This window comes from Dawidia soli, from assembly GCF_018598185.1.
GTDB classification, from domain to species: domain Bacteria; phylum Bacteroidota; class Bacteroidia; order Cytophagales; family Cyclobacteriaceae; genus Ohtaekwangia; species Ohtaekwangia soli.
Genome location: NZ_JAHESC010000033.1, coordinates 37,314 through 52,311 on the forward strand (window position 1 = coordinate 37,314; position 14,998 = coordinate 52,311).

A 14,998-nucleotide genomic window follows, 5' to 3' on the forward strand; every position below is an offset into this window, starting at 1 on the left:
TCTTGTTTGAATGGAGTCGCTGACTACGTGCTGTATGATTTGAAATTTTTTCTGAACCGTCCCGGCGAGAGGTTGGCTAGTTTGGTAAAAAGCCGGTTGAAGTACTTGTGGTCGTCGTACCCCAGCAGTGCCGCGATTTCTTTCACACTCAAGTCGGTGTAGCAAAGCAATCGCTGCCCTTCCCGAAACATTTCCTGTTGAATAAAGTAAGTCGTTGTAAAACCCGTTACCGATTTTATGGTGTCGTTCAGATAGCTGGTCGAAAAGCTCATGAGGCCGGCATAGTCGCCGGGCTTCTTCAACTCGCGATAGTGCTTCTGCACCAGTCGCTTAAACTTCCTGGCAAGCTCAATGCTGCGTTGTGGATGCACGCCCGCCAGGGCATTGCTATTCGCTTGAAATGCCGATGCGATCTTGTATATGCTGGGTGCCACGAGCGCAGTAACGGCCGATTTATGAAGACCTCCGAAGGCGCCATCGTGGTAGGTTTGAAAGAGCAGCTCGAAATACCGGGTAAACCAAAGCAGGTCGGCTGCGGATAAAGGTAACAGGGGGTCTTTCAGTAAGGTATCTTCGATCATCAGCCGGGCGTCGTCGTTCACCAGCTTATTGTCCAGGAACAGTATCCATCCGTCGCTGTTCTTGTTGAACTTGATCACGCGCTGGATTTGTCCCGGCAACAGGAATGCAAGGGTCTTGCGGGCAACTGACACCTTCTTAAAATCTACCAGTAGTTCGGCGCCGCCCGTCGTCAGCATCAGGCAAATGAAATGGTCGTTGCGATGAAGCTGGCTGATGTCGGCAAACAGCGAGGAGATAAAAGAGTTGCTAACTCGTTCTATCCGGAGACCCGATATATTCTCTTGGAGTTGCCATATAGGTATCTTGGTATTCACTGTAGTTAGAACGTAAACTGCAATGCAAAGGTACAGGGTGAGGCCGTATTAAGGTCGCACGTTTCACGGCTTGGGGTGGACAAATCACGTATTTACTCCAAGGGTGGTCTTCCGCGGAAAGACCACCCCGAAGCCCTACGATAATTTCATTATTCCTTTTACATATCCGATGGATTCGGCTAAGCCCGCCACCGGGTCGTCGCCATCCTTTTCATATTCAAAGGCCACGGTGCCCTGGTAATTGATCTTCTTCAACGCTTGAATGACAGCCGGAATGGGAATGACACCGCGGCCTATTTCGATGGCCCCGCCGTCGGCGGCGCGTTTGTCGACGTCTTTCATGTGGAGGTCGTAGAGACGGTCTTTATATTTTTCAATGAAGGCGACGGGATCCTGGCCGATGCGGACCACGTGGCCGATGTCGATGCAGAAGCCGATGCGTTTGTCGAGGTCTTTGATCCTGGCGTATACGTCCGCGGGGCTGGAATACATTTCATCCCCCGGGCCGTGATTGTGGATGGCCACCTTGATGTTGTGCGTCTTTACCTTTTCGTTGACCATCGGCAACAGGGAATGTTTGGGTACGCCGATGATCATTTCGAGCTGCGCGGCGGCAGCGTAGCGGAAGGTAGTGTCAACTTCCTGCTCGGTGTTCATGTAGATGACACCGGCGCCGTAGAGGCGAAGGCCCGAGGCGTTGACTTTTTCGGCCATCTGCCGAACGTCCTCGATAGGGCTTTTCAGCGGCATGTGCATGTCTTTCAATGCTACGCCGGTAAGCCCCAGGCGCTTGGAGATCCTGATCACGTCGTCCAGGTTGAATTTGCGCAAGGTATACGAGGCCAGGCCAAGCTTCAGCGTGACGTCGGCCGGTGGGAGGGACGTTGCTGTGGCGGCCTGGGCCATAGCGGGTGTCAGGCCGAGAGCGGCGGCCGATAGGCCAAGTGTCTTTAGAAAGGAGCTTCTGGATTGGATCATAAGGGATACTGTTTCGTTGCTATAAAAGATAACAATTCTACAGGGGATGGCTTACGCCTGAATTAACAAACCAATTAATACAGCCCGGGAACGATCTACAGGCTATATTTTCGGGCTATTTTTTACATAAGCGGTGGACCCGCACCGGCGTGAACACCGCGTGTCAGGAAATGACCTGTTCGAATGTCTTTGGATAATTTTCAGCGTAGAGCGCTTTGTATTCCTTTACAAAGTGATCGTACCACGTTTTGGCCAGCGAGTATTTTCCCTTGTTGTTGAGGATCGAGCACTTGAGCACCAGTGCCTCCTGGTTGATGCTGTCGTACTTGAAGATGATGTCGGCGATTTCCAACAGGGCATGATCGTGACGGTTGACGTCCAGCTTTTGCGAGTAGGCCAGCAGGCTGTCGATAACCATGTTCGAGACATCTGACTTGTAATTGTCCAGCCACCCCGCCGTCAGGTTGGGCACCAGGTTTCCGCGTTTTACACAGCGCATGAGAATGTCCACGGTTTGGTGGGTGATGTCGCCGGCACTATGGAGGATTTTGGAAGCGATCTGATAATCGCAAAAGACGCCTTCGCCGATGACCAGGCGTACATAGTTGTGCGTGTTCTCGATCTTGATGTCGCCGATCTCTTCAAAAATAGCTCTCAGTTTGGTAATGGTAACATTGCGGTTGTTTCGGGCGCTGATCTCGTCTTTTTCGGACCACAGATGTTCGCGGAGCGAGGCCGTCGAGATACCCTTTTCCTGCTTGACGGACGAAAGGACGAGCAACACAAAGAGCTCTTTGAGTGTAGTGCTGAACTTCGAAGTGATGTCGTTGCCGTTTTTATCGAATACCTGGAAGTCGCCAAAGAGAAATACCGTCGAGACGATCTTTCTGTCTTCGGGAAGCGCATTGATTATTTCGGTCCCTTTTACCAGGTGGCCGATCGGATCGGGATCCGACAGGGGCTGCAGCGTGATCTTGTCGCCGGTGAAGACCGCGTGTGGTTGTCCAACCCTGCGTTTGGATAAGAGCTGATAGGCCAGGGCTATTCCCAAGATGCCGGCGATCCCGATGATCCAATAGTTGCCGGCGTGTTGCCGGCTGCCGGCCGCTTGTACAACATCTTCTTTTCGAAGGGGAGGATAACTAATAGAGTAAACATGCACGGTATAGGCGGTGTCGGGCTTCGCGTTCTTGTGGGCGGTTACGGCGATGAGCTCTTGTGTGGCTTTCGAGAGGAACAGGTCGCAGAACGAGTATTCGTCGTGGAACTGAAAGGGGATGGAGTCGGCAAAGCCGGTATATCGCGCATCGCTCAGCAGGTATTTACGCAGCCTCAGAGAGCCGTGGTATTTGTTTTTGGGAAAGCTCAAAACATAAAAGCAGCTGTCCGCTTCGTTGACGATGAGTGAATTCGAGAACGCGATCTCTTCGTCGCCATGCTCCTTGAATTCCCACACTTTTTTTACAGTATGCGTTTTCAGATCGTAGGAGTAGAGATCATAGTAGCTCTGCGGGAATAATTCCTGCTTGCCGCTTTCGGATCCGTAGCCGCCAAATATGTATGCCGTGGTTTGGGATGCCGTGAGTCCGAGCGCGCTCAGGTAGCGTGGTGGTATGGAATCGCCCGCGGTCTGAACAGATTCCCAGGCGTGTTTCTTCGCGTTATAGCGGCGGAATTTGTTTTTGTAAACATAGTACCCGTAGCCGCCAAAGGTATACAATGTCGAGTCGAAGGGATTATAGAACTTATTGTTGTGCCAGTAGTGCGGCTGCTTATACATCTTGAGCCCGTTTTCCCACGTGCTGTTCGCGAAATCAAAATGCGAATAGACGTTTGATCGGAAATCGTAGTTGATGAGCTCCCCGGTTTCAGGAACATAGACCAGCTGGTTGGCGTCGATATAAGCCACGTTGCCTTCCGCGGCGTTCACTTTTTCCAGGATACCCGTTAGCGTATTGAATGTCGTGAGATTTTTGATGTCGGAGATGTATAGGTTTCCGGTGGTCGGGTCGAATGCCGCCGAAGGATATTTGCCGGTCTTAAATTCTGTTTTATGGCTCCAGGTGATATGGCGGTCGATGAGCCAGATCGGGTTTCTGACCTGCGCCAGGTGCTCCAGCGTGTTGTCATACACTTCGTTTGTCCCGTGATTTCGTAAGTCCCATGCCAGGCGATTCCTTCCGCCGTCCAGGGATATACGAATGTCTTTGATGATCATCGGCGGCACATCGGCGGTTTTGAACTTTCCGAAATCGTGGCTGCCGAAGAACAACCGGAACTGTTTGATCTGTGCCGCGGGAAACGCGTGTGTTTTGACCTTGTTGTTCCAGGTTATGGAGACAAGGTTCTTGCGCGTGTCGAACCTGATCGTAATGGTTGCCCAGGGAAAAGGGCGGTTTCCCCATTCAAAGCGCTTGATGCCGAGCTCTTCGTAATCAAAATAGACGTCTGTCTTCTGGTTATTGATGATAAAGTTAAAGTCATGGAAGCCTTCGGTTTCAGGGCTGGAAACCAGGTCGAAGTTCAGGGAGTCGTTCGCAACGATGCGCATCACATAACCATAGGTATTAAAGAGACGCTTCAGGCGAAATGTAAAAGAGACCTCTATATCATCGGAGGTCTGAAATGCAGATGCCGGTGTGAGGTTGAGGGATGTCCGGAAGTCTTTGGCGACCTCGTGCGATGCAAACTCAAGGCCATAGGTGGTCTCCGGGTACTTGTTCTGCGCGAACGTACCGATAGAATAGATCAGGACAAGGACTGTATAGACAGGTAATCTGAGACTCGACATAACACGTAAATGTTCTCCCCGCAGTGACCGGAAAATTGTATTTCAAGATATAAAAAAGGGATTTTTTGAGCAAAAGAACGTTTGCAGGCAGATCGTGGAACGGCCCCTTTCAGGGCCGTTATTTTCCCGCCGGATTCGATCCATGGTTTATTCACGGCTATCGGGACCGATCCCAATGGCACCTTTTCGTAAAAATTCAGATAGAAAAATGCCATTAATAGCAGTGTTAATAACGGCATTAATAGGGGGCATCTACCTTGTTTCACCGAAAGCGATGGAAGTCGTTTTTCAAACGAACGTCCTAATTCCTTAAACAACCCCTAACCCTAATGCTTATGAGTAAAAAATACTTGTTTGTGCTCTTCTTCCTTGGATCTGCCGATTGGGTTGGCGCCCAAACCGTCAGTGCCCGGCGGGTGTTTTCAGAAGACAGTGCGCCGCCGCCACAAACATCTTTAGCGGTGCAAATGCGCGCCGGAGCACCCGGTACCGTGCCGACGATCGTAACCGTGTCAGGCACGGTCAGCGATGAGTCTGGCGTGACGATGCCTGGCGTGAACGTCATTGAGAAAGGCACGACCAATGGCACCACGACCGATACCGCGGGGAAGTATACGCTAACGGTAGAAGGTCCCTCGTCAGTGCTGGTGTTTTCCTTCATCGGCTATCAAACGCAGGAGATAGCCGTCCAGGCCCAGACGTCGATCGCTGTGACATTGGCCAGTGATGTGGCCACGTTGAACGAAGTCGTGGTAGTGGGGTACGGTGAGCAGAAGAAGGTAAGCCTGACGGGCGCGGTAGCCTCCGTGCGAAGTGAAGAGCTCATGACCACCCGGCACCAGAACGTTCAGAATATGATGACGGGAAAGGTGCCAGGGGTACGCGTGGTGCAGCGCACATCCGAGCCCGGCAACTTCGACACGCAGTTCGACATTCGTGGCTTCGGTGCGCCTCTTATTATTATAGACGGCGTACCCCGTGACAACATCGCCCGTATCGATCCCAGTGAGATTGAAAGTATCTCCGTTCTGAAAGATGCTTCGGCGGCGATATATGGTGTACGAGCGGCCAACGGCGTGGTGCTGATCACCACCAAGACCGGTCAGCCCGGACGCGCCAGGATTGAATACTCGGGCTACTACGGCATGCAAAACGTTATCGGTTTGCCCAGGCCGGTAGACGTCATAGACCGGTATACCCTGGCAAATGAAAAGAGCATGCACACTGTAAATGGACCGGTGCTTCGCTATACCGACGACGACTTTGCGCCGTTCCGGGACGGCTCGCGCCAGGGCACGGATTGGTATGACGATGTTATGCGAAACACGGCGCCGCAATATCAGCACAACCTGACGGTCAGTGGCGCATCGGAAGACAAACGGGTCGACTACTTCATAAACCTGGGGTATATGAATCAACAAGGTTACTACCGCAGCGACGACCTCAACTACGACCGGTATAACGTGCGGGCTAACATCGGCGCGCAGATCACGCAGCGCATCAAGGCGTCTATGAAGATCAGTGGGATCGTAGAGCAAAAGAACAGCCCGTACGCCAATCAACCCCAGGATATCTATGGTGCCTTGTGGCGCGCGCAACCCAATGAGCAGTATTACGCCAACGACAATTCTGCCTATTTATTCAAGACCCTGTTCCTTCACCCCGGCGCCATCACCGACGCCGGCATCTCGGGGTATCGCCGCGACGATAACCGTTGGGTGCAGAGTCAGTTCCAGCTGGAGTACAAGGTGCCCTATATCGAGGGCCTGCTGGCGAAAGGTATGTTCAGCTACGATATGCGTTTCAACGAGAACCGGCAATACCGTAAAACCTATACGAGCTATGCGTACGACCCGGTAACGGAAGTTTACATTCCGAACCTTCAAAACGCTCCTGGAAATTTCACCCGTAACTATTACAGCCTGCCTTCGTCGCTGATGCAGCTGTCGCTGAATTATGGAAGAACGCTTTTCTCGCATCACAACATCAACCTGCTGGTGCTCTATGAGGAAAGCACGCGCAAAGCGGACAACTTCTTTGCATCACGTGAGCTGGGGCTGCCGATGGATTACCTTTTTGCCGGCAAAGCGCAGAATCAGATCGGTAACAGCAACATCAACGATATCTGGGAGACCGCCAACAAAGGTCTTGTAGGAAGATTAAATTATGACTTCAAGGGAAAGTACATGGTGGATTTTGCCTTCCGCTATGACGGCTCTTCCAAATTCCCTCCCGGAAAACAGTGGGGTTTCTTCCCGGCCGTATTTGCCGGCTGGCGCATTTCGGAAGAAGACTTTTTTCATTTCGATTTCGTAGACAACCTCAAGGTTCGGGGTTCGTGGGGTGAAATGGGCGACGATGGCGCATCCAGCTATCAGTTTATCTCGGGGTACGACTATCCGTACAACGGCAGTAACCAGGGCCTGCCCGGAGGGCATGTATTAGGCGGCACGTTTGTCAACTCGTTGGGTTTTCGTAACTCACCGAATCCGAACATTACCTGGTATACGGTGCAAACCGCGAACATCGGGTTGGATGCCGACTTCCTGGGCGGAAAGATCGGATTTCAATTCGACGTCTTCCGTCGGAACCGCGCGGGGCTGCTCGCCAACCGCCTGGTCAGCGTGCCCGGCTCGTTCGGCGCGACCATGCCGCAGGAGAACCTGAACAGCGATCAGACAAAAGGCCTGGAGCTTGGGCTGACACACCGCGGCCGCGCGGGGCAGGTATCGTACACCGTGACGGGCAACGTCTCGTATACCCGTACGAAGAACCGCTATATAGAGCGGGCACGCGCCGGTAATTCTTACGACAACTGGCGAAACAATACCAACGGCCGCTACAACGACGTGTGGTTCGGCTGGGGTGATGCCGGCCAGTTCACATCGTACGAAGAGATCGCCCACTATGGCGTCTATACCAGCCGGAACACGCTGCCCGGCGACTACCGCTACGAAGACTGGAACGGCGACGGTGTGATAGACGACGGAGACCGGCATCCTATTGCCACAACGCTCAACCCCGCCAGCAACGACGTGACCGGCGGCAACGCAAAAAAGAACAACCCGTTGCTCAACTTCGGGTTGACGCTTTCGGCAGCGTATAAAGGCATAGACCTTACGGTGCTGTTCCAGGGATCGGCCCTGTCTTATGTCGCCAATAAAGAAATGATGATCGAGCCGCTGGCCTTCGACGGAAACGCGCTGGAACAGTTTATGGATCGCTGGCGTCCGGAAGATCCGAAAGCCGATCCCTATAATCCCGCCACCAAATGGATTCCAGGGTACTACGCCTACACCGGTACAAACATTGATGAGAACTCCGAACGCAACATCCAGAACACGGCCTATCTGCGCGTAAAGACGCTGGAGATCGGGTATACCGTTCCCCGGAAGATCACCGCGCGGGCCGGCGTTCACAACCTGCGCCTGTTCTTTAACGGCTATAACCTCCATACCTGGACAAAAGCGAGAATAATCGATCCGGAACATCCTTCGGAGCTGTTCGGCTATATCTATCCGCTGAGCAGCACCACCAACGTTGGATTAACCGCAACCTTTTAACGAAAATGCCGATGAAAACAATACGCTTTAACCGAATATCGACCTTGATCCTCGTGGTGCTGATGTCGGCTTGTAATACGCTCGACATAGCGCCCATGAACGTAGTACAAGACGATGCCGCCTTTACCGACTCCGGCATGCAAGCATATATGGCAGCCCTGTATTCGCGTCTGCCGATCGAGGATTTTAAATATAGTGCAACGGAGAACGACGGATTTAACACCTGGAACGCTATCTGGGTGCCGATGCTCAACACGGGCGAGAATGCAAACCGGAACACCGGTGGGTTTCAGAACCCGGCGCGGGAGTACTGGAAGAACGGCTACCTCGTGATTCGAAACGCCAACTACCTGATCGAAACGTTGCCTGCCTACGGCGGTTCGCTTACCGAAGATAAGATCAAGCGCTGGAGCGCAGAGGCAAAGTTTGTGCGTGCCTATACCTATTTTGCCCTGGCGAAACGCTACGGCGGGGTGCCCATCACCACCGCGGCGCAAAGCCTGAGCGGCGCCGATGTGACCGGGCTTCAGATTCCCCGCAGCAGCGAAAAAGAAATAGTTGACCTGATCCTGAGCGACCTGGATGCCGTCATTGCCGGCATGCCGGAGACCAGCGAGCAGTCCGGCCGCGTGAACCGCAATATTGCCTATGCGTTCAAGGCGCGCGTAGCCTTGCATGCCGCCTCCATTGCGCGGTACGGTAGCCAAAACGTTGTAGAAGGGGTAATGCTCAACGGTATACCGGCCGACCAGGCCAACGTGTATTTCACCCAGGCTTACCAGGCGGCCCGCGCCATCGAAGGCAAGTACTCCCTGTATATGAAGACGTGGTCGGCCACCGACAAGATCGCTGCCGCCGACAACTATGCCGCGTTGTTTCTCGATCCCACCAGCCCCGAGACGATCTTTGCGAAAGGCTATTCGTACGATCAGTCCGTTCATAGCTTCGATGCGATCTATGCACCGCCGCACATGACCACGACCTATGGCGACCGGTTTAACCCGACGCTGGACTATGTGGAGCTTTTCGACGGTCTTCCCAAAAACGAGAAGGGTCAGCTTAAAACCACAAACGATGATGGAACATACATCGTGTATGATTCACCGGACGAGGTATTTGAGAACTGCGAGCCACGGTTGCGGGGAACGGTGCTACTACCCGGTATGAGCATTAAGGGCATGAATGTGGACCTGCGCCGGGGTACGCTGATCGATGCCGTTGACCCCGCCACGCCCATCCAGAAGTTCGTGCCCGAAGGGCAGACGGCAGGCTATAACGCCAATGCCTTTTATAATGCCAATGTAAAACAGTCCGGCGGCATCTTCAACCAGGTGCCCTATGTAACGACCGGTGGCGTCAGCATCAACCCTACGGGAATGGACGGGCCTACTTCAGCCAATACCGCTACAGTTACCGGCTTCCACGGGCGCAAGTGGCTCATGCCTGCATTGCCGGCAGCGGAAACGCGCCTGCACGCATCATCACAAACGTGGATCGATATGCGCTACGCAGAGGTGCTGCTTATTCGCGCGGAAGCCGGCCTGGAGCTCTTTCAGAACGGCGTGACGGAGCTGGGCGGCGTAAATCTGCAGGCAGACGCGTTCGAGTGTATCAATAAGATCCGCGCGCGGGCCGGTGCCGACCTGCTCGCCACGCCCGACGATCTTTCGGCAGCGGCACCCATTGGTGTCGATCAGGGCGTGGGAGGATATGTACTGGCACCTACGCGTGGCCTGCAGATCATTCGGATCGAGCGTCGTAAAGAGCTGGCCTTTGAGCATAAGCTCTGGTGGGACATGCTGCGATGGCGTACGGCAGACCGCGAGGTGAATGCCCGGCGGTGGCGTAAGTTCAACCCCTTCCTGTTTTCAAAGGGTGCGGTCGTCGTGGCGCCCGACAAGGTGGAAGGCAAGTGGATCGTCGATTGCCGCTTCGACGAGCGCGGTTCGACCTTTACCGTCACCACGCAACGCTATTACGAGCCGATTCCCAACGGCGAGATCAACGCAAACCCCAGGTTGAAACAGAATCCGCAATACTAATTATCGGAGACCTATGAAATACATATTCTATTATATGATCGCCATCGTGACGCTGGCGAGCTGCCATGATACAGATAACTACGTGGAGCCGAACGCGACCATTCAAGGCCGTATCCTGGATCAGGACGGAAACCCGCTGCAGCTCGAGCAAGGCGCGTCGAGCATGCGGATTCGCATGCAGGAACTGAGCTGGAGTGAAACAGCCGTGCCTACGTTCCTGAACGTAAAGGTCGACGGAACCTATTCGAACAACAAGATCTTCGCGGGCCACTATCGCATGCAACCTGTGGACGGTCCCTTTTATCCGCTTGCCGACGATGCCGCGAAAATGGCAGACATCGTCGGGGTAACGGATCTCGATTTTTCGGTTGTTCCCTATCTCAATGTCGCCTGGGTAACGCCTCCTACGGTCACGGCAGACAAAAAAGTAACGGCAACATTCCGGTTCACCCGCAATGCAGCACCGGGCGGAGTAATACAACCGAATGTGCTGGACTACCAGCTGTTCATTTCCACGACGAAGTATGTTGGCAACAACAACTTCGATGCGACGGTGGTGAGTGCCGTCGTACCGGTAACCAATGACAAGGAGAGCACGGACATTACCATTATGTCCGCGCAGCCAATGAAGTACGCCACCACATTCTTTGTACGGGTGGGAGTTCGCGTGAACGACAGCTTCAAGAAGTACAACTACACCGATGTTCGGACGGTAGCGGTGCCATAGGTCACCGCCGGTAAGAAGAGGAGATCTGATTGGGGATCCTGATCCGGGGCCTGTGTAGCGTATGGCCCCGGACTCCTCTTATTTTTTCATCGACGATAACAGGAGTTGATGGACGTTTTCAGAAGACCCTGCTATTCTTCTGCGACCGTTAAGTCTTTATTAAGCCGATAATAAGCGCCCCGCCTTACCTTTTCATACGTAACGTTTCTGCCTTGGACTGCAGTCCGTTTTTAGGAATCATTTTTAACTAAAATCAAACAATCATGAAAAAGCGAAAGTACACCTATGCTAAACTCTCTCTTGTTCTTTTGGCTAGCATTTTTGCAGCATGTTCCGATCACGGGGTGCTCGAGGGAGACCGTGATAAAGTGTTGGATCGGGAACCGAAAAGTGGGGAGGCGATCACGCCGCTGGCGTCGCCGGTGGGCGATGTTGTTGGAAAGCTGGTGGTCGGCTATCAGGGATGGTTTGCCTGCGCGGGTGATGGATCTGCATACAATACCTGGGTGCATTGGGGTGGTGGTGCGCAAGGCCCGCGCCCCGGTAATCAAACCTTCGATCTGTGGCCGGATGTGCGGGAGTATACTACTACGTATCAAACCGGGTACGCCAACCTGGGCAACGGACAACCCGCGAAACTATTTTCTTCGTGGGATCCGCAGGTGGTGAACAAACACTTCGAGTGGATGCAGCAGCATGGCATCGACTGCGCGGCCATGCAACGATTTGGGAAGAGTGACGGACAGAAGGATGGTATCGCCGTCCGCGTGCGGAACGCCGCACAGACCTACGGACGAAAGTTCTTTGTCATGTATGATCTCTCAGGGTGGACCAATTTTCAAAGCGAGATCAAAACAGATTGGACGAATGTCATTGTGGGTAATCTGAATCTGACCGGGTCCAGTGCTTATGCGATCCAGAATGGCAAGCCCGTGGTTTGCATCTGGGGTATGGGGGTTTCCGGCCGGCCGGGCAATGTCACGTCTTATACCGACGTCATCAACTGGTTCAAGGCGCAGGGGTGTTTTGTTATTATCGGCGTGCCGCGTGACTGGAGGAATCAGACGGTCAATCTTCCGGCGTTCGAGGCGGCGAATATGATCACACCCTGGGCCGTAGGAACGTTCAACAGCCTGGCCGGCGCCGATAGCTATGTGCCGGTCATGCAAGCGGACCTGGCGTACTGCAACGCCCGCAACATCGATTACATGCCGGTGATATGGCCGGGCTTCTCGTGGGCTAACTGGAACGGCGGCGCACAGAATCAGATTCCGCGTCTGCACGGTGATTTTATGTGGCGCCAGTTTTATAATGTAAAGAACGCCGGGATGACAACCAGCTACGTAGCCATGTTTGACGAATATGACGAAGGCACGGCCATAGCCAAGGCCGCCGAAAACAGCAGTATGCGTCCGACGAACCAGTGGTTCCTGAGCCTCGACGCGGATGGCGTTGCCGTGTCGTCGGATTTTTACCTGCGGCTTACGCGGGATGGTGCGCAGATGTTAAAGGGACAGATCGGCCTTACGCCAAACCACCCGACGCCTCATACTACTACCGGTGGGGCAGGGGTTGTTTTCTATCAACATATAGACTACGGTGGCGCAGCCAGTCAGGCGTTGCCGGTCGGTAACTATACCCTGGCACAGCTGGCGGCACTCGGCGTGGTAAACGACTGGGCGTCGTCTGTGCGTGTGCCTGCGGGCAGGACGCTTATTATGTATTCCGACGATAACTTCAGCGGAACGTCGTGGACCCGGACGGCGGATACTCCCAACTTTACAACGCTTTCGCCGAATGCGAATGATATGGTTTCTTCCGTGAGGGTGCAATAAAAACGAAAGGGTGGATGTTTTCATCCACCCCTTCTATAATAAAATAAACAGGGCAAAAGGCGAAAGCGTACGTTTAGGCGCTCTATCCACTGAGCTATCTTGTGATGAATACTGTTAGGGTCACAAGAGCGGGACTCGAACCCGCGACCTCCCGGTTAACAGCCGAAGTAACGCTATTCTACGGCACCTGTTGTTTCTTTACTATCTAAAAAACCGAGCAACAACCCGGCAAGCGACTTTTATTTAATGCTCTAACCTGGCTGAGCTACCGCAGTTTGCGCCGCAGGAGGGATTTGAACCCCCGTCCCTTAAGTCCCGAAGTAACGCTTGCCTACGGCATCGGTTTAAGTTTTTTAAAACAGAGGGCAACAGATCAACAGGGCTTATGTTCAATTAAAAGTCGAAGTAACCCTGCAGTACGGCACCTCTGTATAGTTTAGGAATAAGGAGTAAAAGACGAAACGAGTTGAGTTTGGGCGTCGCATGCCGGGAGTCGAACCCGGAACACTTCCTCTGATCTGGTCAGAGCGTGTGATTCCTCCCTGTTTTGAGCGAAGTAACTCACTTCTACGACATCCTTATTTTCTTTTTAGAACCCTCTCCCTCCCTCACGGGAGGGAGAGGGTTGTTTTATACTACAATGTTATGTTCTCGATCTCAGACAATGCCTGACGACCTTCGTCCAGTGCGTTCAACACGTCGAAGACCTTATCAGACCAGCCTGCGATCAGGTATACATCGTTACCACGTACATCTACCGGCGCCTGGCCGTGTCCGGCCAGGTCGAACAAGTACAGCTTTGCTTTTGGCGCCAGCTTCTTGTACAGTGCCCACTGCGCCGACAGTGTTGCCGTGGCCCGCGTGGAATCGCTGGTCCACAGCTGACAATCCGTAAACAACATGATCTTATCGACGATCTGACGGCGGGCGAGCAGATCCTGTACGACCTTGTAGCCGTTGGTAGAATATCCTACCTCACCTTCGCGGCGGTAGAACTCCTGCACGTTACCCAGGATGTTCTTACGCGACACGCTCACGATCTTCCAGGTATCGCCAAACATACCGGTCTGTACCTGCGCGCAACGCGACTGCAGCAGCATTCCCAGCATCAACCCGATATCGTACAGCAATACTTTGCTTTTTGCCGATACAGGCTTCTGCATCGACCCGGACACGTCGCAGGCGATGCACACCGAGGTATCGCGACCAAAGCCGCGGATGTTTGCCGCGCTATGCGCCACAGCATCTTCCAATGCGCCCAACACCATCGGTGCCAGGCCGGACTTCAGCTCTTTCACCTCGCGGTATGCCGCCAGGAAACGGAACGGCAACTGGCGTGACGTGGCTACGGCCTCACGGTCGGACAGGTATGCACACGCGCGTTCCATCGCCTGCGATGATACACCGTACTCCAGCATATTCCGCAGGTTTCGGAGCGTGGCCATATAGCCCAGCTTGCCGCTCAGGATCAGTTCCTCCCACTGTGCGCGGAAGGCAAGGATCTTCTGTCCTTCGCTATGGAATTTTTTCTGACCCAGGCCCGACAGTGCAGTCTCCCAGGTATAAGGTATCTCCAGCGTGCCGTGCACGATCTTGTTAAACACGGCTTGTTGCTGCTCGCTCGCCGCTTTCGGGTGGACCAGGAACAAGGCGTCTTTCAGCTTGATCTCACCGGCGCGGTCGTATTTCGCGAACTGGTATTCATCAAAGGTGTTGAACGCTGCCGACAAGCCCCGCTGTATCTGCTTGGAAAGCTTGTTCAGCTTCTTGGCACCGGTACGCGCGTTGGCCAACTGGTAGTAAGCCAGCAGCTCGGTGATTTCGTCCGCGCGCTGTACTACCTGGTTCACCGTCTTCCCGATCAGGTTGTTTCCCGATTGGAGCTTTGCCAGCTCGACGGCCAGCATCAGGGGTACGCTACGCAAATGCATACGCTGTCGTGCATAGACCGCCAGCCGGGCCACAAAATCAGGCTCGTTCAGCTCGATCAGCATACGGATCCGCTCCATGCGCTCGCCTGCCTTTTCGTAGAACTTGTCGCTTAGCGATGTCGTTACCACGGCGCTATACAGCTCCAGGCGCTCATCCAGCCGATGCGCGGTAGCGCCTGCGTGGTTTGTCAGCGTGTTGGTTGTCCGTACATTGAATTTCATAACCTTTATATTT

Annotated in this window: 8 protein-coding genes; 4 read left to right on the forward strand and 4 right to left on the reverse strand. The window is 53.6% G+C overall.

Annotated features, from left to right (window positions below; all coding sequences use genetic code 11):
* Positions 1-23: 23 nt before the first annotated feature.
* From KK078_RS30685 to KK078_RS20520, 3 genes are all read right to left on the reverse strand, one after another.
* Positions 24-896: a helix-turn-helix domain-containing protein gene (locus KK078_RS30685; RefSeq protein ID WP_254092184.1), complete on the reverse strand. Its 873-nt coding sequence runs from the start codon at positions 894-896 to the stop codon at positions 24-26.
* Positions 897-1,031: 135 nt separating this feature from the next.
* Complete coding sequence (locus tag KK078_RS20515) at positions 1,032-1,874, reverse strand: sugar phosphate isomerase/epimerase family protein (RefSeq protein WP_254092185.1); 843 nt, start codon at positions 1,872-1,874, stop codon at positions 1,032-1,034.
* Between the two features lie 163 nt (positions 1,875-2,037).
* Positions 2,038-4,665: a Kelch repeat-containing protein gene (locus KK078_RS20520; protein WP_254092186.1), complete on the reverse strand. Its 2,628-nt coding sequence runs from the start codon at positions 4,663-4,665 to the stop codon at positions 2,038-2,040.
* Positions 4,666-5,000: 335 nt separating this feature from the next.
* On the opposite strand from KK078_RS20520, the gene KK078_RS20525 reads away from it, so the two are divergent.
* From KK078_RS20525 to KK078_RS20540, 4 genes are all read left to right on the forward strand, one after another.
* Entirely contained in the window at positions 5,001-8,228 is a 3,228-nt protein-coding gene (locus KK078_RS20525; RefSeq protein ID WP_254092187.1) for a SusC/RagA family TonB-linked outer membrane protein, read from the forward strand.
* An 11-nt stretch (positions 8,229-8,239) separates the two neighbouring features.
* Entirely contained in the window at positions 8,240-10,270 is a 2,031-nt protein-coding gene (locus KK078_RS20530) for a RagB/SusD family nutrient uptake outer membrane protein (protein ID WP_254092188.1), read from the forward strand.
* 13 nt (positions 10,271-10,283) lie between these two features.
* Positions 10,284-10,997 (forward strand): DUF3823 domain-containing protein, encoded by a 714-nt coding sequence (locus KK078_RS20535; protein WP_254092189.1) that lies wholly within the window; start codon positions 10,284-10,286, stop codon positions 10,995-10,997.
* 263 nt (positions 10,998-11,260) lie between these two features.
* Entirely contained in the window at positions 11,261-12,832 is a 1,572-nt protein-coding gene (locus KK078_RS20540; RefSeq protein ID WP_254092190.1) for a glycoside hydrolase family 71/99-like protein, read from the forward strand.
* A 635-nt stretch (positions 12,833-13,467) separates the two neighbouring features.
* Here the strand turns inward: KK078_RS20540 and KK078_RS20545 are convergent.
* Complete coding sequence (locus KK078_RS20545; RefSeq protein ID WP_254092191.1) at positions 13,468-14,985, reverse strand: TROVE domain-containing protein; 1,518 nt, start codon at positions 14,983-14,985, stop codon at positions 13,468-13,470.
* Positions 14,986-14,998: the final 13 nt, after the last annotated feature.